26 protein-coding genes are annotated in these 20,799 nt (G+C 74.6%); 25 read left to right on the forward strand and 1 reads right to left on the reverse strand.

From position 1 onward, the window contains the following. Positions 1-66: 66 nt before the first annotated feature. The 14 genes from ftsZ (at position 67) to KBX37_RS35550 (ending at position 12,582) form a co-directional block, all read left to right on the forward strand. Positions 67-1,182: a cell division protein FtsZ gene (gene ftsZ, locus KBX37_RS04945; protein WP_179801026.1), complete on the forward strand. Its 1,116-nt coding sequence runs from the start codon at positions 67-69 to the stop codon at positions 1,180-1,182. Positions 1,183-1,191: 9 nt separating this feature from the next. Further along, the gene (locus tag KBX37_RS04950; RefSeq protein WP_210774737.1) at positions 1,192-1,938 is read left to right on the forward strand and encodes a YggS family pyridoxal phosphate-dependent enzyme; all 747 of its coding nucleotides are present in this window, start codon (positions 1,192-1,194) and stop codon (positions 1,936-1,938) included. 193 nt (positions 1,939-2,131) lie between these two features. After that, positions 2,132-2,824, forward strand: a complete 693-nt coding sequence (locus tag KBX37_RS04955; protein ID WP_210774738.1) for a cell division protein SepF — start codon at positions 2,132-2,134, stop codon at positions 2,822-2,824. A gap of 29 nt (positions 2,825-2,853) precedes the next feature. Continuing rightward, positions 2,854-3,153 (forward strand): YggT family protein, encoded by a 300-nt coding sequence (locus KBX37_RS04960; RefSeq protein ID WP_210774739.1) that lies wholly within the window; start codon positions 2,854-2,856, stop codon positions 3,151-3,153. Positions 3,154-3,205: 52 nt separating this feature from the next. Beyond that, on the forward strand, positions 3,206-4,006 hold the full coding sequence (locus KBX37_RS04965) for a DivIVA domain-containing protein (RefSeq protein ID WP_210774740.1): 801 nt from the start codon (positions 3,206-3,208) through the stop codon (positions 4,004-4,006). Between the two features lie 71 nt (positions 4,007-4,077). Beyond that, positions 4,078-4,872: a hypothetical protein gene (locus KBX37_RS35870; protein ID WP_210774741.1), complete on the forward strand. Its 795-nt coding sequence runs from the start codon at positions 4,078-4,080 to the stop codon at positions 4,870-4,872. Between the two features lie 9 nt (positions 4,873-4,881). Next, on the forward strand, positions 4,882-5,187 hold the full coding sequence (locus tag KBX37_RS04975; RefSeq protein ID WP_210774742.1) for a DUF167 domain-containing protein: 306 nt from the start codon (positions 4,882-4,884) through the stop codon (positions 5,185-5,187). Between the two features lie 22 nt (positions 5,188-5,209). Then, positions 5,210-6,712, forward strand: a complete 1,503-nt coding sequence (locus tag KBX37_RS04980; RefSeq protein WP_210774743.1) for a potassium/proton antiporter — start codon at positions 5,210-5,212, stop codon at positions 6,710-6,712. A 223-nt stretch (positions 6,713-6,935) separates the two neighbouring features. Then, positions 6,936-7,355 carry a TraR/DksA C4-type zinc finger protein gene (locus tag KBX37_RS04985; protein WP_154943859.1) on the forward strand — a complete coding sequence of 140 codons (420 nt, stop codon included), beginning with the start codon at positions 6,936-6,938 and terminating at the stop codon, positions 7,353-7,355. 67 nt (positions 7,356-7,422) lie between these two features. Further along, the gene (gene lspA, locus KBX37_RS04990) at positions 7,423-8,049 is read left to right on the forward strand and encodes a signal peptidase II (RefSeq protein WP_210774744.1); all 627 of its coding nucleotides are present in this window, start codon (positions 7,423-7,425) and stop codon (positions 8,047-8,049) included. Next, the gene (locus tag KBX37_RS04995) at positions 8,046-8,993 is read left to right on the forward strand and encodes an RluA family pseudouridine synthase (protein WP_210774745.1); all 948 of its coding nucleotides are present in this window, start codon (positions 8,046-8,048) and stop codon (positions 8,991-8,993) included. Before lspA ends, KBX37_RS04995 begins: the two co-directional genes overlap by 4 nt. 111 nt (positions 8,994-9,104) lie before the next feature. Beyond that, on the forward strand, positions 9,105-10,025 hold the full coding sequence (locus tag KBX37_RS05000; protein WP_247657060.1) for a hypothetical protein: 921 nt from the start codon (positions 9,105-9,107) through the stop codon (positions 10,023-10,025). Positions 10,026-10,102: 77 nt separating this feature from the next. Then, a complete protein-coding gene (locus KBX37_RS05005) occupies positions 10,103-11,620 on the forward strand; it encodes an AAA family ATPase (RefSeq protein ID WP_210774746.1) in 1,518 nt (505 codons plus the stop codon). Positions 11,621-11,676: 56 nt separating this feature from the next. Continuing rightward, positions 11,677-12,582: a DUF2567 domain-containing protein gene (locus KBX37_RS35550; protein ID WP_210774747.1), complete on the forward strand. Its 906-nt coding sequence runs from the start codon at positions 11,677-11,679 to the stop codon at positions 12,580-12,582. On the opposite strand, the gene KBX37_RS05015 is transcribed toward KBX37_RS35550, so the two are convergent. Next, a complete protein-coding gene (locus KBX37_RS05015; RefSeq protein WP_210774748.1) occupies positions 12,497-13,195 on the reverse strand; it encodes an LON peptidase substrate-binding domain-containing protein in 699 nt (232 codons plus the stop codon). The genes KBX37_RS35550 and KBX37_RS05015 overlap by 86 nt on opposite strands. Before the next feature lie 106 nt (positions 13,196-13,301). On the opposite strand from KBX37_RS05015, the gene hisD reads away from it, so the two are divergent. The 11 genes from hisD to KBX37_RS05070 all read left to right on the forward strand — a co-directional run bounded on the left by hisD (position 13,302) and on the right by KBX37_RS05070 (position 20,740). After that, on the forward strand, positions 13,302-14,624 hold the full coding sequence (hisD, locus tag KBX37_RS05020) for a histidinol dehydrogenase (RefSeq protein ID WP_210774749.1): 1,323 nt from the start codon (positions 13,302-13,304) through the stop codon (positions 14,622-14,624). After that, positions 14,621-15,694 carry a histidinol-phosphate transaminase gene (locus tag KBX37_RS05025; RefSeq protein ID WP_210774750.1) on the forward strand — a complete coding sequence of 358 codons (1,074 nt, stop codon included), beginning with the start codon at positions 14,621-14,623 and terminating at the stop codon, positions 15,692-15,694. The genes hisD and KBX37_RS05025 overlap by 4 nt, the downstream gene beginning before the upstream one ends. Continuing rightward, a complete protein-coding gene (gene hisB, locus KBX37_RS05030) occupies positions 15,691-16,302 on the forward strand; it encodes an imidazoleglycerol-phosphate dehydratase HisB (RefSeq protein WP_210774751.1) in 612 nt (203 codons plus the stop codon). Before KBX37_RS05025 ends, hisB begins: the two co-directional genes overlap by 4 nt. A 58-nt stretch (positions 16,303-16,360) precedes the next feature. Next, positions 16,361-16,531: a hypothetical protein gene (locus tag KBX37_RS05035; protein ID WP_170285505.1), complete on the forward strand. Its 171-nt coding sequence runs from the start codon at positions 16,361-16,363 to the stop codon at positions 16,529-16,531. Continuing rightward, on the forward strand, positions 16,531-17,154 hold the full coding sequence (gene hisH / locus KBX37_RS05040) for an imidazole glycerol phosphate synthase subunit HisH (protein ID WP_210774752.1): 624 nt from the start codon (positions 16,531-16,533) through the stop codon (positions 17,152-17,154). The genes KBX37_RS05035 and hisH overlap by 1 nt, the downstream gene beginning before the upstream one ends. A 122-nt stretch (positions 17,155-17,276) precedes the next feature. Next, entirely contained in the window at positions 17,277-17,600 is a 324-nt protein-coding gene (locus KBX37_RS05045) for a hypothetical protein (protein ID WP_154943842.1), read from the forward strand. A gap of 16 nt (positions 17,601-17,616) precedes the next feature. Next, positions 17,617-18,342 carry a bifunctional 1-(5-phosphoribosyl)-5-((5-phosphoribosylamino)methylideneamino)imidazole-4-carboxamide isomerase/phosphoribosylanthranilate isomerase PriA gene (gene priA, locus KBX37_RS05050; RefSeq protein WP_210774753.1) on the forward strand — a complete coding sequence of 242 codons (726 nt, stop codon included), beginning with the start codon at positions 17,617-17,619 and terminating at the stop codon, positions 18,340-18,342. Beyond that, positions 18,339-18,728 (forward strand): RidA family protein, encoded by a 390-nt coding sequence (locus KBX37_RS05055; RefSeq protein WP_210774754.1) that lies wholly within the window; start codon positions 18,339-18,341, stop codon positions 18,726-18,728. The genes priA and KBX37_RS05055 overlap by 4 nt, the downstream gene beginning before the upstream one ends. 92 nt (positions 18,729-18,820) lie before the next feature. Further along, complete coding sequence (locus KBX37_RS05060; protein ID WP_210774755.1) at positions 18,821-19,264, forward strand: MarR family winged helix-turn-helix transcriptional regulator; 444 nt, start codon at positions 18,821-18,823, stop codon at positions 19,262-19,264. A 2-nt stretch (positions 19,265-19,266) separates the two neighbouring features. Continuing rightward, on the forward strand, positions 19,267-19,698 hold the full coding sequence (locus KBX37_RS05065) for an organic hydroperoxide resistance protein (protein ID WP_210774793.1): 432 nt from the start codon (positions 19,267-19,269) through the stop codon (positions 19,696-19,698). Positions 19,699-19,741: 43 nt separating this feature from the next. Beyond that, positions 19,742-20,740, forward strand: a complete 999-nt coding sequence (locus tag KBX37_RS05070) for an NADP-dependent oxidoreductase (protein WP_210774756.1) — start codon at positions 19,742-19,744, stop codon at positions 20,738-20,740. Positions 20,741-20,799: the final 59 nt, after the last annotated feature.

The following is a 20,799-nucleotide window of genomic DNA, read 5'->3' on the forward strand; positions in this document are numbered from 1 at the left end:
GACCGTCGGTCTGGTCACGCCGTACCCGGTCGGGGCGATGCCAATCTCGAAGGGAAAGGACCGGAGATGACACCTCCGCACAACTACCTGGCGGTCATCAAGGTCGTCGGCATCGGGGGCGGCGGCGTCAACGCCGTCAACCGGATGATCGAGGTTGGGCTCAAGGGCGTCGAGTTCATCGCGATCAACACCGACGCGCAGGCGCTGCTGATGAGTGACGCCGACGTCAAGCTCGACGTCGGCCGGGAGCTGACCCGGGGCCTCGGCGCCGGCGCCAACCCGGACGTCGGCAAGAACGCCGCCGAGGACCACCGCGACGAGATCGAGGAGGTCCTCAAGGGCGCCGACATGGTCTTCGTGACCTGCGGCGAGGGCGGCGGCACCGGCACCGGGGGCGCGCCGGTGGTGGCGAACATCGCCCGCAAGCTCGGCGCGCTCACCATCGGCGTGGTGACCCGGCCGTTCTCCTTCGAGGGCAAGCGCCGCCAGGTGCAGGCCGAGTCCGGCATAGACGAGCTGCGCAACCAGTGCGACACGCTGATCGTCATCCCGAACGACCGGCTGCTGGCGCTCGGCGACCGCAACATCTCCATGATGGACGCCTTCCGCACCGCCGACCAGGTGCTGCTCTCCGGTGTCCAGGGCATCACCGACCTGATCACCACGCCGGGTCTGATCAACCTGGACTTCGCCGACGTCAAGAGCGTGATGAGCGGCGCCGGCAGCGCGTTGATGGGCATCGGCAGCGCCCGCGGCGAGAACCGCGCGGTGGAGGCGGCCGAGGCGGCCATCTCCAGCCCGCTGCTGGAGCAGAGCATGGACGGCGCGCGGGGCGTGCTGCTCTCCATCGCCGGCGGCTCCGACCTGGGCCTGTTCGAGATCAACGACGCGGCCCAACTGGTCACCGACGCGGCGCACCCGGAGGCCAACATCATCTTCGGCGCGGTCATCGACGACGCGCTCGGCGACGAGGTGCGGGTCACCGTCATCGCGGCCGGCTTCGACGGGGGCACGCCCTCGTACAAGGCGGCCGAGGCGCCGCGCAAGACCAACCAGAACCAGCCGGCGCCGCAGAACCCGCCGGTCGCGCCGCCGACCACCCTGCCGGCCCAGCAGCAGTCGCCGCGCCGGGTGCTCTTCGACGACGTGGACGTGCCCGACTTCCTCAAGAACGGTTCCTGAGCTCCGCCGATGACCGATCAACCAGCCACGGTACGGCCCGACCGGCGTGCCGAACTCGCGGCCGGGCTGGCCCGGGTCCGCGCCCGGATCGCCGACGCCTGCGCCGCCGCCGGACGGGGCCGCGCCGAGGTCACCATGATCGCGGTCACCAAGACGTACCCGGCCGGCGACGTGGTCGCGCTGGCCGGGCTCGGGGTGGCCGACGTGGGGGAGAACCGCGACCAGGAGGCCGCCCCGAAGGCGGCCGAGGTGGCCGCCGCCGGGGTGGCCGTCCGCTGGCACTTCATCGGCCAGCTGCAACGCAACAAGGCCCGCTCGGTGGTCCGCTACGCCGACGTCGTGCACTCGGTGGACAGCGTCCGGCTGGCGCGGGCCCTGGACGCGGCCGCGTGCGCCGGCCGGGACCGGCCGCTGGACGCCCTGGTGCAGGTGAGCATCGACGGCGACCCGGCGCGCGGCGGCGCGTTGCCGGACTCGGCCGACCCGGACCGCGGCCTGGGCCCGGTGGCCGAGGCGCTGGCCGGTGCCGGCGGCCTGCGGCTGGCCGGGCTGATGGCGGTGGCGCCGCTGGGCTGGGAGCCGGAGCGGGCGTTCGCCCGGCTCGCCGAGGTGGCGGCGCGCTTCCGCGACCGGCACCCGGAGGCGACCGCGCTCTCCGCCGGAATGAGCGGCGACCTCGAACCGGCCATCGAATATGGCGCGACACATGTCCGCGTCGGCAGCGCGTTGCTCGGAATGCGTCCCACGCTGCGGTAGCCTGACCGCGGTAGAAGCAAATTACATCTGTGTTGTTTGAGGAACGGCGTCCCGTTGTCGGGGGCCACGGCGGGCGGCCGCGAATCGCCTGTCGGGGGATTGCCGCTCCGATCCGGTGGGCATGGATTGTCCATTCGTGATCAGGCGACACGGCACGGGGGTGCGTGCCGCACGGCGGACGGAAGGGCGCGGGATGGGTGCACTGCGCAAGGCGGGGGTCTGGCTCGGTCTCGTCGAGGAGGATGACGAGCGGGCCTACGACGACGGCTACGACAAGCCGGGCTACCGCGACTCGCGGTACCGGTCGAGCCGGTACTCCGAGGAGTTCGCCGACGACGACGAGGACGAGTCGGAGGAGCCGCCGGCGCCGCGCCCGCGGCTCGGCGAGCGGGGCCGGCTGAGCGAGCGCGGCGCGAGCCGGGCCGTGGAGGCCGACCGGGCCGACGACGAGCGTCCGGAGCGGGTCGAGCGGTCCAGCGTCCGCTCGATCACCCGGTCCGGCGCGGGGGAGACCTCGGGTGCGCTGACCTACCACACCCGGGACAACCTGGCCCTGGCTCCGCAGACCCAGGCGCGCGAGCGCGCGGTGGTGGCCGAGGAGGAGCAGCGTTACCAGATCACCACGCTGCACCCGACCACCTACCGGGAGGCGCGGACCATCGGCGAGCACTTCCGCGACGGCGTTCCGGTGATCATCAACCTCACCGAGATGGACGAGGCCGACGCCCGTCGGTTGGTTGACTTCGCCGCCGGGCTGGCGTTCGGGCTGCGCGGTACGATCGAGCGCGTGACCAACCGGGTGTTCCTGCTCTCACCGGCCAACGTCCAGGTCACCGCGGAGGACAAGGCCAAGATCGCTGAGGGCGGCTTTTTCAGCCTGAGCTAAGTCCGCCCGACCGAGGGACGTCGCCTGCCGTGTTGTCGATCGTGCTCCAAGTGCTGTACCTGCTCCTGTACCTCTTCCTGATTGTGCTGTTGGCCCGATTCGTCCTCAGCGCCGTCCTGCAGTACGGTCGCCGTTGGCAACCGGGGCGCGGGGCATCGGCGGGACTGGAATCCGTGTGGAGCGTCACTGATCCGCCTCTCAAGGCGTTGAGGCGTGTGATCCCTCCACTGCGAATTGGTACCGTGAGCATCGACCTGGCCTCCCTTGTGCTCCTGGTTATCCTGTTCGTGCTGATGGAGTTCGTGTTGAAGCGGTTGATCATCGGATGAACGTCCGGTGGCCCAGCCCGCTACGCGGCCGCAACTGACCCGAGGAGTTTCGATGCCGCTGACCCCGGCCGACGTCCACAACGTCGCCTTCAAAAAGCCGCCGATCGGCAAGCGGGGGTATGACGAGGAGGAGGTCGACGCCTTCCTGGACGAGGTCGAGCGTGAGCTTGCCCGTCTGATCGAGGAGAACAACGAGCTGCGCGCCCAGGTGGAGCGCGGGGGCCGTGGTGGCGCTCCCGCCGGCCCCGGCGGCGACGCCCGTCTCGCGGCGGAGCTCAACGACGTCAAGGCCCAGCTCGACCGGGTGCAGCGCGACAAGGCCGCGGCCGAGCAGGCCGCCCGGGCCATGCAGGCCGAGCTGGAGCAGGTCCGGTCCGCCGGTGGCCCGGCCGGCGGCGGCGACGGCGAGCAGCAGGCGCTGCGGGTGTTGATGATGGCCCAGCGCACCGCCGACGACCACGTGTCGGACGCCCGCCGCGAGGCCGACCAGCTTCTCTCCGAGGCCCGGTCCAAGGCCGAGGAGGTCACCCGTGAGGCGCGCGCCAAGGCCGACGCCCTCGAGCGGGACGCCCGCCAGCGGCACCAGGAGGCCATGGGCGGCCTGGACGCCAAGCGCACCGCGCTGCAGAAGCACATCGAGGAGCTCAAGCAGTTCGAGCGCGAGTACCGCACCCGGCTCAAGGCGTACCTGGAGAGCCAGCTGCGGGACCTCGACGGCCGGGGCCAGGGCCTGGAGGCCGAGATGACCCGCGCCGAGGGCAGCCGCGCCGCCACCGGCAACGGACTGGCCGCCCCGAGCCTCGCCGGCTCGTACGGCGGCGGTCGCTCCGGCGCTCTCGAAGCCGGTCGCTGATCCACGGTCGGCGGCCGTCGCCCGACGGTCGCCGGCTGCGCCACATCGACACGACGCGGCGGGGGTGAGCCGTGATAGTCGCAAGTCTGCTGCTCATCCTCGTCGCGGTCGTACTGCTGGTGTTCGGTCTCGCTGACGGCTCCAGCACCCTGTTGATCAGTTCCATCGCGGCCAGCCTGTTGGCCGCCGTCGCGTTGATCGCGGGCGCCCGCCAGGTGGCCGCCGCCAAGGCGACGACGGACCGGGCCGGGCCGCGCGCGGGCCGGGGTTTCGCGGGTACGCCCCGCGCCACGACCCCGCCGGAGCCCTACGCCCCGGTGGAGCCGGAGATCCCCGTCCAGCATGTTCCCCCGACGAGCGGCACCGGTGGCGACGGGTGGCGGCAACCGCCCGAGCCGCCGGTGACCGGCGACGCCGACCCGTGGGAGCCGCAGGCCGAGAGCCCGTGGGACTCCGACGGCGTGGCCGCGCGCCGCGCACCGGACGCGGACCCGGCGTGGGAGGCCGCGCCGACCGCCGGGCGGTCCCGCGACGTCGACGACGCCGGCCCGTGGGACTCGGTGAGTCCGGCGCCGGGCCCCGGGCGCGACGGAGCGGCCGGCGGCTGGGCGGCGGAACCGGTCGAGGTCGACGACGAACCGGAGGCCCAGGACGTGTCCCCGGCCGACGCCGCGTGGGTGGCCCGGCTCGACACCGAGGTGCGGGTCGTCGACGGCCGCCCCCGCTACCACCTGCGCTCCTGCCCCCACCTGCGCGGCCGGGACGACGAGCCGCTGGCGGTCTCCGAGGCGGTCTCGCTCGGCTTCACCCCGTGCGCGGACTGCGCGCCGGACACCGCCCTGCTCGCCGACACCCGACCCGGCTGAGTCGCGTCGATGCCCACCGGGGAGCCGCTCACCGTGGCGGTACGTGTCAAGCCCGGCGCCTCCCGCGCCCGCGTCGGCGGCCGCTTCGACGGCCCGCACGGCCCCGCGCTGGTGATCGCGGTGAACGCGCCGGCGGTGGACGGGCGGGCCACCGAGGCGGCCCGGAAGGCCCTGGCCGGGGCGCTCGGCGTACGACCGGCGGCGGTGTCGCTGCGTACCGGCGCGGCCAGCCGCGACAAGCTGTTCACCGTCGAGCGTCCCGCCCCCGGGTTGACCGACGTGCTCCGCCGGCTGCGCGACGGATCGGACGGGTGAGGGCGCTGCGGGTCGGTGACCCGTGACGGCGGGGCTGGACCTCGCGCTGCTGCTGGGCGCCGCCGTCCTGCTGGTGGCGATCGGCGCGGTCCGCTTCTCCACCCGCCTCGGCGTACCGAGTCTGCTGGTCTACCTGGCGCTCGGCGTGGCGATCGGGGAGGCCGGCCTCGGCATCCGCTTCGACGACGCCGAGCTGACCCGGGTGCTGGGCTTCTGCGCGCTGATCGTGATCATCGCGGAGGGCGGGTTGACCGCCCGGTGGAGCACGCTGCGCCCGGTGCTCGGGCTGGCCGCCGCCCTGTCCACGGTCGGGGTGCTGGTCAGCATCCTGGTCGTCGGCCTGGTGGTGCACCTGCTGCTCGGCCTGGACTGGCGGCTCGCCCTGCTCTACGGCGCGGTGCTCTCCTCCACCGACGCGGCGGCGGTCTTCGCCACGCTGCGCCGGCTGCGCCTGCCGCCCCGGCTGGTGGCCACGCTGGAGGCCGAGTCCGGGATGAACGACGCCCCGGTGGTGATCCTGGTGGTGCTGCTCTCCCGCGGCGCCGAGGGCGGTCACCCGTGGTGGTACGAGGTGTTCCTGGTCGGCTACGAGCTGGGCGTGGGGGCGGCGGTCGGGCTCGCCGCCGGGCTGACCGGCCGCTTCGCGCTGCGCCGCGCGGCGCTGCCCTCGTCCGGGCTCTACCCGATCGCCGCGGTCGGCTTCACCGTGCTGGCGTACGCGGCCGGGGCGGTGCTGCACGCCTCCGGCTTCCTCGCCGTGTACGTGGCCGGGGTGCTGCTCGGCAACGCCCGGCTGCCGCACCGGCAGGCCATCCTGGGCTTCGCCGACGGGCTGGCCTGGCTGGCCCAGATCGGGCTGTTCGTGCTGCTCGGGCTGCTGGCCACGCCCAGCCGGCTGGACGCGGCGGTGCTGCCGGCGGTGGTCGCCGGCCTGGCCCTGCTGCTGCTGGCCCGGCCGCTGTCGGTGCTGGTGGCCGCGCTGCCGTTCCGGGTCAACCTGCGCGAGCAGGCGTTCCTGTCCTGGGCCGGGCTGCGCGGGGCGGTGCCGATCGTGCTGGCCACCATCCCGCTCTCCGAACGGGTGCCCGGGGCGGACCGGCTCTTCGACGCGGTCTTCGTCCTGGTGGTGATCTTCACGGTGTTGCAGGCGGGCACGCTCGCGCCGGCGGCCCGCCGGTTGCGGGTGACCGCGCCCGCCGAGCTGGCCGAGATCCACGTGGAGACGGCGCCGCTGGAGCGGATGCGGGCGGACCTGCTCCAGTTGGCGGTGCCGCCGGGTTCCCGGCTGGCCGGCGTGCACGTGGACGAGCTGCGGTTGCCGGTGGGCGCCTCGGTGACCCTGGTGCTGCGCGACGGGGCGGGTTTCGTTCCCGGCCCGGACACCCGGCTCAAGACGGGCGACAGCCTGTTGATCGTGGCGACCGCCGGGGTGCGGGACGAGGTCGAGCGGCGGCTGCGGGCGGTCAGCCGGCGGGGTCGACTGGCCAGGTGGTTTGGCGAGTACGGCGAGGATCGGGATGGCTGATCTGCTAGCGTTCCCTTTGCCCCGATTAGGGCTTACTAGGGGCTGAATAGCGGCACGACGGTGCGCCACGTTGTCGGACGCCTGTACGTTCCGTATTCTTGCCAACCTCCGGAGTGCGCGGCCCTCGTTGCCGTGCGCCCGTTTTGTTACGTGGGGGCGCCAGGCCGGTGACCCCTGTCCGGACACCGCCGACCGCCGCGTTACGCGGCTGAGGGAGCTGACGATGGCGAAGCCAGCCGACACCAGGACCGCGGGCCGTAAGCCTGCGGTGAAGGCCACCCGCAGCGCGGCGGAGACCGAGAAGATCCGGGCGGCCCTGGCGGCCCGACGGGACGAGCTGCGAGCCGAGTACGATCAGACGCTGAGCGAGATCACCGAGCTGCAGCGCGACCGGCTGACCGACTCGGCCGGGGACGACCAGGCCGACACCGGCACCAAGACGTTCGAGCGCGAGCAGGAGATCTCCCTCGCCAACAGCATCCGGGAACGGATCACGCAGGTCGAGCGGGCCCTGGAGCGCCTCGACGAGGGTGGCTACGGGTGGTGCGAGCGGTGCGGGAACCCGATCCCGGTCGAGCGGCTCGCCGCCTTCCCGTCGGCGACCCTCTGCGTGACCTGCAAGCAGCTGGAGGAGCGGCGCTGACGTCCGCTCCCCGGTGACGAACGCGAGACGGTGAACCGCTCACCGTCGGACAGTCGATGGGGAGTCGATGACCACAGCACCGACCGCCGGATCCGGCACCGCTGAGCCGGGCGACGGTACGCCTCGCCGCAAGGCGGTCGTGGTCCTGGCCAGCATCGCCCTCGCGGCCCTGCTGGCCGACCTGTTCACCAAGCACCTCGCGCTGGTGACGCTCGACGACCGGGGGCCGGTACGCCTGCTCGGCGGCGCGGTCTACCTGACCCTGACCCGCAACAGCGGGGCGGCCTGGAGCATCGGCGCCGACCACACCTGGATCTTCCCGCTGATCACCATCGGCGTGGTCGGCTGGATCGTCTGGATGGCGGTACGGCTGCGGTCCCTGCCCTGGGCGGTCTCCCTCGGCCTGGTGCTGGGCGGCGCGCTGGGCAACCTCACCGACCGGATCTTCCGCGCCCCCGGCCACTTCGTCGGGCACGTGGTGGACATGGTCAGCCTCTTCGACCCGTACGGGCAGGTCTGGCCGGTGTTCAACCTGGCCGACAGCGCGCTGGTCTCCGGGGTGCTCCTCGCCGTGCTGCTCGAACTGACCGGCCGCCAGCGCGACGGCAGCCGGGCCGGTACGCAGGGCGCCGCCGACGACGCGGCGGCCGACGACCGGGACGCCACCGGCGCTCAGCCCCGGGAGCGGGCGTGACCTCGGCCTTCGCCGCCGGTGGCGGTGACCAGCGTTCCCTGCCCGTTCCGGACGGGCTCGACGGCATGCGCCTGGACCAGGCGGTGTCCCGCCTCTTCGGGCTCTCCCGCACCGCCGCGGCGGCCCTGGTCGACGCCGGTGACGCGCTGGTCGACGGGGCCGCGCGGCCCAACTCGCACAAGGTGAAGGCCGGCTCCTGGCTGGAGGTGACGCTGCCCGCCCCGGCCGCGCCGCCGACGGTGGTGCCGCAGGCGGTGCCGGGCCTCACCGTGGTCCACGCCGACGACGACATCGTGGTGGTGGACAAGCCGGTCGGCGTGGCCGCCCACCCCAGCCCCGGCTGGACCGGGCCGACCGTGATCGGCGGCCTCGCCGCCGTCGGGCACCGGATCTCGACCAGCGGCGCCGCCGAGCGGCAGGGCGTGGTGCACCGGCTCGACGTCGGCACCACCGGTATCATGGTGGTGGCCAAGAGCGAGCAGGCGTACACCGCGTTGAAGCGGGCGTTCAAGTACCGCGAGGTGGAGAAGCGCTACCACGCCGTGGTGCAGGGGCACCCCGATCCGCTGCGCGGCACCATCGACGCCCCGATCGACCGGCACCCCCACCACGACTACCGCTGGGCGGTGGTCTCCGGCGGCAAGCCGAGCATCACCCACTACGACACCATCGAGGCGTTCCCGGCGGCGAGCCTGCTCGACGTGCGCCTGGAGACCGGTCGCACGCACCAGATCCGGGTGCACTTCTCGACGCTGCGGCACCCCTGCGTGGGCGACATCACCTACGGCGCCGACCCCACCCTCTCGGCCCGGCTCGGGTTGGGGCGGCAGTGGCTGCACGCCCGGTCGCTGAGCTTCCTGCACCCGCGTACCGGCGACGAGGTGACCTTCGTCAGCGAGTACCCGGACGACCTGGCCCGGGCGCTGGCGATCCTGCGCGACTGACCGCACCCGGTCCGAGCCGACCGAACCGCAACCGACCCGAGCCGACCGAACGGCATTCGGTCCGAGCCGACCGAACCGCACCCGATCCGAGCCGACAGGGGGCCCGCGCCGGTGAGCGCCGCCGTACCGCCACCGGCCGACCGGCCGACACCGCCGGTGGGCCGGCCCGGCCGTGCCCGGCCGCGCTGGCTCACCTCGGCCGCGCTCGCCGCGGTGGGGGCGGTGCTGCTCACCGCCGGCTGGGCGGGGCGCCGGGAGGAGCCGGTCGGCGACCGCACCGTCGGCGAGGTCACCCGGGTCGGGGTGCGGCCCGGCGACCGGATCCCCGAGTACGTGCGCGCCGCCGCGGCGGAACTGACCGCGTTGCCGCCGTCCGAAGCGCCGTCCGGGACGTACGCGCTGGTTTCGTTCACCGGCTACCTCGCGCCGGCGCAGTTGCCCGGCGTGCTCGCCGACGCGCCGGTCTCCGAGGTGGTGACGCGGGTGCCGCTGCCCGACCGGCAGACCGAGGTGGTCCGCCTGGCGGCGCAGCTGCTGCCGCAGGACGTGGTCGCCGGGATGACGGCGGTGGCCGAGCGCAAGGACCGGGAGGCCGCCGACCAGCGAGCCCGGGCCGCCGGCACCGCCGAGGGCGAGCTGCGCCGGGTGTACGCCACCGGCGCGGAGGTCGCCGCGCGGGAGGCGCGGGCGTACCGGGCGGGGTGCGCGTGCGTCTACGCGGCGGTGGTGCGCGCCGACCCGGCCGTGCTGCGGACGCTGGCCGGCCGGCCCGGGGTGCGCGCGGTGGACCCGGCCCCGGAGCTGCGCCGGCTGGACCGGGCGGTGGTCCTTCCGCCGCTGCCCGAGCAGCGGGACGTGGTACGACCGCCGGCCGACACCGCGCTGGACTTCCCGTCGGTGGGCGTTTCGTCGGAACAGGCACGGGACGTGATCGATCCCTCACCCGGCGGATCGGCCGGCTCGCGGGCGCCCACACCGCCTCCGACCTCGCCGGACACCGGCGGTGGGGGTGGGCCAGCGCCGGGCGGGTGAGGATTGCCCATGGGGGATGTGCGGGGACAGGTGTGGTCCGAATAGGGTTTCGTTCGTAGCCTGTCAGGCGGAGATCGATGGCGCGGGGAGGGCGAGCCTTGGACGGCACCGAGACCGGCTGGGGCCGGTCGGCCGAACCGGCACCGCGATGGCGGGCCTTGCTCGACCGTGCCCGGCTCGGCGGTCGCGGCGGCGAGCCGGCGGAGGCCGACCACCGCCCCGAGGAGCCCCCACCGGCGCGCGAGGCGCTGCCCCGGCGCGGGCCGGGCACCGGCTGGTCCGGCCGGGCCTCGGCCGCCGTGCCGCCCGTCGAGCCCCGGTACGGCACCGACCCGGGCTACCGGGCCGAGGCGACCTACCGGGTCGACCCGGCGTACCGGGTGGAGCCGTCGTACCAGGTGGAGCCGTCGTACCAGCCCGAGCCGTCGTACCGGAGTGAGCCGGGGTACCCGCCGGAGCCGGCCTACCGGGCCGAGCCCGGTTACCCGCCCGAGCCGACGGCGGAGTCCCGCTACGCGTTGCTGGACAACGGCTACCGGCACGAGCCGCCGCCGCCGGTCGAGTCGCGGTACGCCCCGCTGATCGACGACGGCTACCGACCCGGTCATGCCCCGGCCGAGCCGGCGTACCCGCCGCAGCCGTCGTACCGGCCCGAGCCGACCTATCCGCCGGAGCCGGCCGTGCCCGCCGAGCCGGCGTACCCACCGGCGGTGACCGCCGACCGGGGCTATTCGCCGGCGCGGATCGAACCGGCCCGGATCGAGTGGCGCCCGCAGGCCCCGCAGGACGAGCAGGAGCGGGCCGCCGGCGTGCTGCGCCGCGAGCTCGGCACGCCCCGGGTGCTCGCCTTCGCCAACCCCAAGGGCGGGGTGCACAAGACCACCGCCACCGTGCTCGCCGCGGCCACCGTCGGCAGCGTCCGCGGCCGGGGCGTGCTGGCCTGGGACGACAACGAGCTGCGCGGCACCCTCGGGCTGCGCGCCGGCAGCGCCCGGCACGCCCGGACGATCCGGCACCTGATCAGCGACCTGGCGCACATCGAGATCCGTGAGGGCGCCGAACTGCTGGAGTCCCTCGACGACTACCTGCGGCACGCCTCCGACGGCTCGTACGACGTGCTGGCCGGCGAGGAGAGCCCCCGGTTCGCCCAGCGGCTGGACCAGTTCACCGTCAAGCGGGTGCTGGAGCTGCTGCGCCGCACCCACGACGTGGTCTGCGTGGACACCGGCAACAACGTGGAGAGCGCCAACTGGCGCACCGTCATGCACGCCGCCGACCAGCTGGTGGTGACCACCGTGCCGCGCGAGGACGCCGCGTTCAGCGCGGACTGGATGCTGGACCTGCTGCACGAGGAGGGGATGGGGGAGCTGGCCGACAACGCGGTCACCCTGATCTCCTGCCCGACGCCCGGCCGCTCGCAGCTCCAGGACGACCTGGAACGGCACTTCGCCACCCGTACCCGGGCCGTCGCCGTGGTGCCGTACGACCCGGCGCTGGAGACCGGCTCCTCGATCGAGTACCACCAGCTCCAGCCGGAGACCCGGCAGGCGTGGCTGCGCGCCGCCGCGGTGATGCTGGAGCCGTTCGCCCGCTGAGGGGGTGTCCGGCCACCGGCGCCCCGCGTCGCCAACCCGCCTGAGAGGATCATCGGGTGAGCCCGGACACCCCCGATCCGCACCGGTCCGTCGACCGTCCCGACGAGCCGGACCGTGCCGCCGCGCCCGCCGGCCCCGCCCCGCCGGCCCGCTCGGCGAACGACGGCTGGACGCCGCTCTCCGGCGCGCCCGACGCCGGATCGTGGCCCGGCGAGGCGGGCCCGGTCGAGCCGGCCACGCCGGGCGGTGGCCCCTGGCCGCAGGCGGGTGGACCGGCCGCGTCGTGGCCCCCGGCGTACGCCGGTTTTCCGGAGCAGCCGGCCGACCGGCCTCGCCGGCCCGTCGCGGCGACCCTCGCCACCGTGCTCGCACTGACCGTCCTGGGCGTGCCGCTCGGGCTGCTGTGGGCGGCCGTGGCCCCGGACACCCCGGTGCTCAAGACCGCCGAGGGCGCCATCTACGCCCAGCCGCAGCCGGAGCAGCCGATCGCCGCCGACGGCTGGTTCAGCCTGCTCGGGCTCGGCTTCGGGCTGCTCGCCGCGGTCGGGCTCTGGGTCGTGCTGCGCCGCCGCCGGGGCCCCGCCGTGCTGGCCGGGGCGGCGTTCGGCGCGCTCGGCGCCGCGCTGGTCGCCTGGCAGGTCGGCCGCCGGGTCGGGCTCTCCGGCTACCAGCGGTTGCTGGCGAGCGCCCCGGACGGCACCGCCTTCGGCAAGCCGGCCGACCTGCGCGCCGGCGGGATCGAGTGGCTGTTCGGGTTCCTGCCGGTGCCCTTCGGGGACGTGCTGCTGCCGGCGTTCGCCGCGGCCGTGACGTACACCCTGCTGGCCGGCTGGTCGCGCTGGCCGTCGCTGCGTCCGGAGCCGGAGCCCGGCGGCCTCAGTTGGGGGCCGGGGGCGACGCCAGCTCCGACAGCGGCACCGGAACCGCCCGCACCTGGCGCAGCAGAGCCGCCTCGCGGTTGAGCAGCCGCAGCTCGGCGCGGAGCCGGGTGGCGGTGTCGTCGATGGCGAGCAGTCGCTGGCGGTCCGCCACGGTGAGCGCGGCCGTCGCGGCGACCAGGTGGGACAGCACGGTCGGGTCCTCCGGCAGCTGCTCGGAGATCTCCTCCGGATCGGGCCGGATCAGCCCCAGGTACTGCCGGAACACCGCGATCACCCGGGCCGCGAGCAGTTCGGCGATCTCGTCGGTGCCGCCCGGCTCGGGCAGCCACTCGACCTGCGCGGTCAGGTACGGCGTGGAGGAGCGGTCCACGTCGGCGATCCGGAACCGCCGCCGGCCCACCGTGACGATGTCGAAGCCGCCGTCGTCGAGCTCGGTGACCTGCCGCAGTTCGGCGGTGCACCCCACCTCGTGCAGTGTCACGTCACCGCCGCCGGGGGTCGACCGGCCGGGTGCCGGGGCGACCTCCCAGCCGGCCTGGATCGCCACCACGCCGAACTCGCGGGGCGCCCCCTCGGGCAGCCCGACCAGGTGGCGCACCAGGGCGCGGTAGCGCTCCTCGAATATGTGCAGCGGCAGCACGAGCCCGGGAAAGAGCACCGTTGCGAGCGGGAACACCGGCAGCCGCGCAGTCACGCGTCGAGCCTAGCCGGACCGGACGCCCGCGGCGTGGCTCGGCTCACGCCTCCCGCGGTACGGGCGGCGCGGAAAGATCCCGCCGAGGCCGCCTAGACTCGCAAGGGTGTTGAATCGGATCGACCTGCGCGGCGGTGTCCGTGACCCGCGCCGCCTGCTGCCCCGTGCCCAGCTCGACGTCTCCGTGGCCGTCGAGCGGATCCGCCCGCTCGTGGAGGCGGTCCGGGAGCATGGGTATTCGGCGATCCGGGAGGCCAGCGAGCGGTTCGACGGGGTCTCCCCGGCGGTGCTGCGGGTGCCGGCCGAGGCGATCGCCGAGGCCGAGGGGACGCTCGACCCGCAGGTGCGCGCCGCGCTGCTGGAGTCGATCGCGCGCGCCCGCCGGGTGCACGCCGACCAGCGGCGCACCGACCACACCACCCGGGTCGTCGCCGGCGGCACGGTGACCGAGCGCTGGGTGCCGGTCGACCGGGTGGGCCTCTACGTCCCCGGCGGCCTGGCGATGTACCCGTCGACCGTGGTGATGAACGTGGTCCCCGCCCAGGCGGCCGGGGTGCGCTCGCTGGTGGTGGTCAGCCCGCCGCAGCAGGACAACGGCGGCCTGCCCGACGCGCGGGTGCTGGCCGCCTGCGCGCTGCTCGGCGTCGACGAGGTGTACGCCGTCGGCGGCGCCCAGGCGGTGGCGATGCTGGCGTACGGCGCGGCGGTCGACGCCGAGGGCAGCGCGCACTGCGACCCGGTCGACATGATCACCGGTCCGGGCAACATCTGGGTCACCGCCGCCAAGCGGCTGCTGCGCGGCGTGGTCGGCATCGACGCCGAGGCCGGCCCGACCGAGATCGCCATCCTGGCCGACGACACCGCCGACCCGGCGCACGTCGCCGCCGACCTGATCAGCCAGGCCGAGCACGACCCCCTCGCCGCCAGCGTGCTGGTCACCCCGTCGGTCGAACTGGCCGAGGCGGTCGAGCGGGAGCTGGCCCGGCAGGTGCCGGCCACCAAGCACGCCGAGCGGGTCACCACCGCGCTCAGTGGCGAGCAGAGCGGCGTGGTCCTCGTGGACGACCTCGACGCCGGGCTGCGGGTGGTCGACGCGTACGCGGCCGAGCACCTGGAGATCCAGACCGTGGACGCCCGCGCGTGGGCGATGCGGGTCCGCAACGCCGGGGCGATCTTCGTCGGTGCCTGGTCGCCGGTGTCGCTCGGCGACTACTGCGCCGGCTCCAACCACGTGCTGCCCACCGGCGGCTGCGCCCGGCACTCCTCGGGGCTGTCGGTGCAGTCCTTCCTGCGCGGCATCCACCTGGTGGAGTACACCGAGGACGCGCTGCGCGAGGTGGCCCCGCACGTGGTGACCCTGGCCAACGTGGAGGACCTGCCGGCGCACGGCCAGGCCGTCGCGGCCCGTTTCCCCGGGGGGCCGGCGTGAGCACCCTGAACGACCTGCCGCTCCGCGACGACCTGCGGGGCCTGCGGCCGTACGGGGCGCCGCAGCTCGACGTGGCGGTGCGGCTGAACACCAACGAGAACTCGTACCCGGTGCCCGAGCCGGTGGTCGAGGCGATCGGCAAGGCCCTCGCGGCGGAGCTGCGCGACCTCAACCGGTACCCGGACCGGGACGCGGTGGCGCTCCGCGCCGACCTGGCGGCGTACCTCGGCCACGGGCTCACCGTCGAGCAGGTCTGGGCGGCCAACGGTTCCAACGAGATCCAGCAGCAGCTGCTCCAGGCGTTCGGTGGCCCCGGTCGCACCGCGCTCGGCTTCACCCCGGCGTACTCGATGCACCCGCTGCTGGCGCTGGGCACCGGCACCGGCTGGGTGCCGGGGGTCCGGGGCGCCGACTTCGGGCTGACCGTCGACGACGCGGTGGCCCAGGTGCGCCAGCACCGGCCGGACCTGGTCTTCCTCTGCTCGCCGAACAACCCCACCGGCACCGCGCTGGACCCGGCGGTGGTCGCCGCGGTGCTCGACGCCGCCCCCGGCATGGTGGTGGTCGACGAGGCGTACGCCGAGTTCGCCCGCCCCGGCACGGTGAGCGCGCTGGCCGTGCTGCCCGGTCACCCGCGGCTGGTGGTCACCCGGACGATGAGCAAGGCGTTCGGCTTCGCCGGCGGCCGGCTGGGCTACCTGGCCGCCGACCCGGCGGTGGTGGCCGCCGTGCAGCTGGTCCGGCTGCCGTACCACCTCTCGGCGCTCACCCAGGCCGCCGCCCGGGCGGCGCTGGCGCACCGCGACGCCCTGCTCGGCACCGTCGACGCGATCAAGGCCCAGCGCGACCGGATCGTCGCCGAGCTGCGCGCCCGGGGCCACCGGGTCGCCGACAGCGACGCCAACTTCGTGCTCTTCGAGGTGGCCGGCGACCAGGCGGTCGCCTGGCGTGCCCTGCTCGACGCGGGCGTGCTGGTCCGCGACGTCGGCCTGCCCGGCTGGCTGCGGGTCACCGCCGGCACCCCGGCCGAGACCGACGCCTTTCTCACCGCTATGGAGACGCTGACATGAGTCGCACCGCCCGGGTGGAGCGGATCACCAAGGAGACCAAGGTGCTGGTCGAGATCGACCTCGACGGCACCGGCCAGGCCGAGATCAGCACCGGCGTCGGCTTCTACGACCACATGCTGCACCAGATCGCCCGGCACGGCGGCTTCGACCTCACCGTGCGTACCGTCGGCGACCTGGAGATCGACGCCCACCACACGATGGAGGACACCGCGCTGGCCCTGGGCGCCGCCTTCGACCAGGCGCTGGGGGACAAGGCCGGCATCCGGCGGTACGGCTCGGCCACCGTGCCGATGGACGAGGTCCTCGTCCGCGCCGCCGTCGACCTCTCCGGCCGCCCGTACGTGCTGCACGACGAGCCGGCGCTTGCGCCGTACATCGGCCCGGTCTACCCCACCAGCATGACCCGGCACATCTGGGAGTCCTTCGGCCAGTCGGCCCGGATCACGCTGCACGTGGACGTGCTGCGGGCGGCCCGCCCCGGCGGCCACCCGGACGCCCACCACGTGGTGGAGGCGCAGTTCAAGGCGGTCTCCCGGGCACTGCGCGAGGCCACCGCGGTCGACCCGCGCTCGGCCGGCGTGGTGCCCAGCACGAAGGGTGCGCTCTGATGAGCGCGAGGAGTGCAGCGCAGCGGAGCCCCGCAGTCGCGAATGACGGAGAGCTCTGATGGGGCCGGTGCTGCCGACGCTGCTGCTGATCCTGGCCGGTGTGCTGGTCGGCGGGACGTGGTCGTTGCACAAGCAGGGCGCGCCGCGCGGCGCCGTGGTCATCATGGCGCTGCTGGCCACGCTCGCCACCGTCGGTGGGGTGCTCTGGCTGCTTCCCGGGGAGGGCTGATGACGCGGATCGTGGTGCTGGACTACGGCTCGGGCAACCTGCGTTCGGCCGAGCGCGCGCTGGAGCGCGCCGGCGCCGAGGTGACCGTCACCGACGACCTGGCCGCCGCCGCCGAGGCGGACGGCCTGGTGGTGCCGGGCGTGGGCGCCTTCGCCGCCTGCATGGCCGGGATCGAGGCGCTGGGCGCCGGTCCGGTGATCGCCGAGCGAGTCGTGGCCGGCCGGCCGGTGCTGGGCATCTGCGTCGGCATGCAGGTGCTCTTCGAGCACGGCGACGAGCACGGCGTGGTCACCAAGGGGCTCGGGCTGCTGCCCGGCGGGGTGACGAAACTGCCCGCCGACCGGCTGCCGCACATGGGCTGGAACACGGTCGACGCGCCGGCCGGCTCGGTGCTCTTCGCCGGGCTGCCCGCCGACAGCCGGTTCTACTTCGTCCACTCGTACGGGGTGAACGACGTCGCCGGGCTGGCCGCCGCCGGGGCCATGGTCACCACCGCCCACCACGGCACCGACTTCGTCGCCGCGGTGGAGCGGGGCGCGCTGTCGGCCGCCCAGTTCCACCCGGAGAAGTCGGCGGACACCGGTGCCGCCCTCCTGCGCAACTGGCTGGCCACGGTTGGCTGAGTTGGCTGAGCCGGCCGGCCCGGCGCGGGGCACGTCGGCCGCCGGGGCACCGCGGGGCACGGCGTGAGCGCGAGGAGTGAGCCGGGTTTGCGAGCCCCGCAGTCGCGAACTGAGGTGAACCAGTGAGCAAGGAGCGGGCCCGCCGCCGCGCCGTCCGGGAGGCCGAGGCCGCCCGGGAACGCGTCGTGCGCCAGCGCCGGCTGGCCCGCCGGCAGCGCACCCGCACGCTGGTACGCCGGCTGACGCCGCAGTGGCGGCGGGGTCGCACCGGCCGGCTGGGCCGCCGCAGCCGGGGGGAGCGGGCCGCGATCGTCGGCCTGAGCCTGGCCGCGCTGTTCGGGATCTGGACGTTCGTCGACGATCTGGCGTTGCGCCTGGTGCTGGTCGTCCTGCTGCTGCTGGTCCTGCCGGCGATCGTCGTGATCGCGCTGGACCGTCGGATCTGATGCGAGGAGAGAGAAATTGAGCCTCACCCTTTTGCCCGCCGTGGACGTCGCCGACGGCCAGGCCGTCCGGCTCGTGCAGGGCGCCGCCGGCAGCGAGACCGCGTACGGCGACCCGCTGGAGGCCGCGCTGGCCTGGCAGGCCGACGGCGCCGAGTGGATCCACCTGGTCGACCTGGACGCGGCGTTCGGTCGGGGCTCCAACGCGCACCTGCTCGCCGAGGTGGTGCGGCAGCTCGACGTGAAGGTGGAGCTCTCCGGCGGCATCCGGGACGACGAGTCGTTGCAGGCGGCGCTGGGCACCGGGGCGGCCCGGGTGAACATCGGCACCGCCGCGCTGGAGGACCCGCAGTGGTGCGACCGGGTCTGCGGCGAGTACGGCGACCGCGTCGCGATCGGGCTGGACGTGCGTGGTCGTACCCTCTCCGCCCGGGGCTGGACCCGCGACGGCGGTGACCTGTGGGAGGTGCTGGAGCGGCTGGACAAGGCGGGCGCCGCCCGGTACGTGGTGACCGACATCACCAAGGACGGCACCATGCGCGGGCCGAACCTGGACCTGCTGCGCGAGGTCTGCGCGCGTACCGCCGCCCCGGTGATCGCCTCCGGCGGCGTGTCCACCCTGGACGACCTGCGGGCGCTGGCCACCCTGGAGCCGATCGGGGTGGAGGGCGTGATCGCCGGCAAGGCGCTCTACGCCGGTGCGTTCACCGTGGCCCAGGCGCTGGAAACGCTGGCCGCCGCGTGACCGTCACCCGGTTGGGCTCGGGCGGCCCGTGGGAGGCCGTCTACGGCTACGCCCGGGTGGTCCGGGCGGGCGACCTGGCGTGGACGGCGGGATGCACGTCGACCGTGGACGGTCGGGTGACGCACGTCGGGGACGCCGCGGCGCAGACCGCGCAGGCGCTGCGGATCGGGCTGGACGCGCTCGCCGAGGTGGGCGCCGAGCCGGGCGACGTGGTCCGGACCCGGATGTACGTGACCGACCGGAGCTACGCCGACGAGGTGGGCCGGGCGCACAACGCGGTGTTCGGGGCCGTCCGTCCGGCGGCGACGATGGTGGTGGTGGCCGGCCTGCTCGACCCCAACCAGCTGGTCGAGGTGGAGCTGGAGGCCTGGCTCGGCGACCGCTGAGCCCGGCCGCCCCGCCCGGGCGACCGGGTGGTCGGGGCCACATCCTGGCCAGATCGGTTGTGCGCAACTCAATCGTGGGCTACGGTTTCCCGGTGACCGATGATCTGGTGCTACGTCGACAGGTGTGCTTCGCGCTCTACGCCGCGTCGCGCGCCCTCACCGACGTCTACCGGCCCATCCTCGACGAGGTCGGCCTGACCTACCCGCAGTACCTGGTGCTGCTGGTGCTCTGGGAGCGCGAGGACGCCCCCACGGTCTCCGAACTCGGCGCCGAGCTGCGGCTGGACTCCGGCACGCTCTCCCCGCTGCTCAAGCGGTTGGAGGCGGCGGGCCTGGTGGTCCGGTCCCGGTCGGCGCGCGACGAGCGACGGGTGGAGGTGGGGCTCACCGCCGACGGTCGGGCCCTGCGGCAGCGGATGGACGAGGTGCCGCTGCAGGTCGCCCGCGCCACCGGCCTCACCGAGGCCGAGCTGATCGCCCTGCGCGACACCCTCACCCGGGTCACCGAGACGATCCACCGACAGAAGGAGCAGTGACCATGCAGGTGCTCTACACCGCGTCCGCCCTCGCCAGCGGCGACGGCCGCGACGGCCACGTCCGCACCTCCGACGGCACCGTCGAGCTGGACCTGGCGGTCCCGAAGGAGATGGGCGGCGCCGGTGGCGCGGCGAACCCCGAGCAGCTCTTCGCCGCAGGCTACGCGGCCTGCTTCCACTCGGCGCTGCGCCTGGTCGCCCGCCGGGCCAAGGCCGACGTCTCCGGTTCGGTGGTCGAGGCCGAGGTCGGCATCGGCCCGAACGGCAGCGGCGGCTTCGGGCTGACCGTCGCCCTCCTGGTCGACCTGCCCGCCGTCGAGCGCGCCGCCGCCGAGCAGCTGGTCGCGCAGGCCCACCAGGTCTGCCCGTACTCGAACGCGACCCGCGGCAACATCGAGGTCGCCCTCGCCGTCCGCGAGGCCGCCGCGGCCTGAGCGCCGCCCGGCCCTTCCCCCCCGCGTACGAAAGGACGACACCGTGAGCACCAACCGCGAGATCCACCTGGCCTCCCGCCCCCAGGGCTGGCCGACCGCCGACAACTTCCGCCTCGTGCAGACCGAGGTGCCGACGCCCGGCCCGGGCCAGATCGTGGTCCGCAACCAGTTCATGTCGGTCGACCCGTACATGCGGGGGCGGATGAACGACGTGAAGTCGTACGTCCCGCCGTTCCAGCTCGGGGCGCCGCTCGACGGCGGCGCGGTCGGCGAGGTCGTGGCCAGCGAGGCCGACGGCGTCAAGGTCGGCGACACCGTGCTGCACGGCCTCGGCTGGCGGGAGTACGCGCTGCTCGACGCCAAGGCCGCCCGCCCGGTCGACCCGACGATCGCGCCGGTGAGCGCGTACCTGAGCGTGCTCGGCATGACCGGTCTGACCGCGTACGCCGGGCTGCTCGACGTGGCCGGGCTGAAGCCGGGGGAGAGCGTCTTCGTCTCCGCCGCCGCCGGTTCGGTCGGCAGCCTGGTCGGCCAGATCGCCAAGCTCAAGGGCGCCGGGCACGTGGTCGGCAGCGCCGGCTCGGCGGCCAAGGTCGAGCGGCTCAAGGCGCTCGGCTTCGACGCCGCCTTCGACTACCACGACGGCCCGGTACGCGACTCGCTCAGGGCGGCCGCCCCCAACGGCATCGACGTCTACTTCGACAACGTCGGCGGCGACCACCTGGAGGCGGCGATCTCGGCGATGAACCTGCACGGCCGGGCCGCCATCTGCGGCATGATCGCGCAGTACAACGACACCGAGCCGCCGGCCGCCCCGCGCAACCTGGCGATGGTCATCGGCAAGCGGCTCACCCTGCGCGGCTTCCTCGTCAATGACCACGGCAACCTGCGCGAGCAGTTCGTGCGGGACGTCTCCGGCTGGCTGCGCGACGGCAAGCTCACGTACGACGAGACGATCGTCGACGGCATCGAGAACGCCCCCGAGGCGTTCCTCGGCCTGCTGCGCGGCGAGAACCTGGGCAAGATGCTCGTCCGGGTGTGAGTCCCGATCCGACGCGCGGCGGTGGCCGGCCTCACAGGTCGGTCACCGCCGCGTGCCCG

Source organism: Micromonospora sp. U56 (assembly GCF_018070095.1).
Classification (GTDB): domain Bacteria; phylum Actinomycetota; class Actinomycetes; order Mycobacteriales; family Micromonosporaceae; genus Micromonospora; species Micromonospora purpureochromogenes.

Coding starts and splice junctions, on each gene's coding strand:
- ftsZ (WP_179801026.1), top strand. CDS start 67: ATGACACCTCCGCACAACTACCTGGCGGTCATCAAGGTCGTCGGCATC.
- KBX37_RS04950 (WP_210774737.1), top strand. CDS start 1,192: ATGACCGATCAACCAGCCACGGTACGGCCCGACCGGCGTGCCGAACTC.
- KBX37_RS04955 (WP_210774738.1), top strand. CDS start 2,132: ATGGGTGCACTGCGCAAGGCGGGGGTCTGGCTCGGTCTCGTCGAGGAG.
- KBX37_RS04965 (WP_210774740.1), top strand. CDS start 3,206: ATGCCGCTGACCCCGGCCGACGTCCACAACGTCGCCTTCAAAAAGCCG.
- KBX37_RS04975 (WP_210774742.1), top strand. CDS start 4,882: ATGCCCACCGGGGAGCCGCTCACCGTGGCGGTACGTGTCAAGCCCGGC.
- KBX37_RS04985 (WP_154943859.1), top strand. CDS start 6,936: ATGGCGAAGCCAGCCGACACCAGGACCGCGGGCCGTAAGCCTGCGGTG.
- lspA (WP_210774744.1), top strand. CDS start 7,423: ATGACCACAGCACCGACCGCCGGATCCGGCACCGCTGAGCCGGGCGAC.
- KBX37_RS05005 (WP_210774746.1), top strand. CDS start 10,103: ATGGCGCGGGGAGGGCGAGCCTTGGACGGCACCGAGACCGGCTGGGGC.
- hisB (WP_210774751.1), top strand. CDS start 15,691: ATGAGTCGCACCGCCCGGGTGGAGCGGATCACCAAGGAGACCAAGGTG.
- KBX37_RS05035 (WP_170285505.1), top strand. CDS start 16,361: ATGGGGCCGGTGCTGCCGACGCTGCTGCTGATCCTGGCCGGTGTGCTG.
- hisH (WP_210774752.1), top strand. CDS start 16,531: ATGACGCGGATCGTGGTGCTGGACTACGGCTCGGGCAACCTGCGTTCG.
- KBX37_RS05065 (WP_210774793.1), top strand. CDS start 19,267: ATGCAGGTGCTCTACACCGCGTCCGCCCTCGCCAGCGGCGACGGCCGC.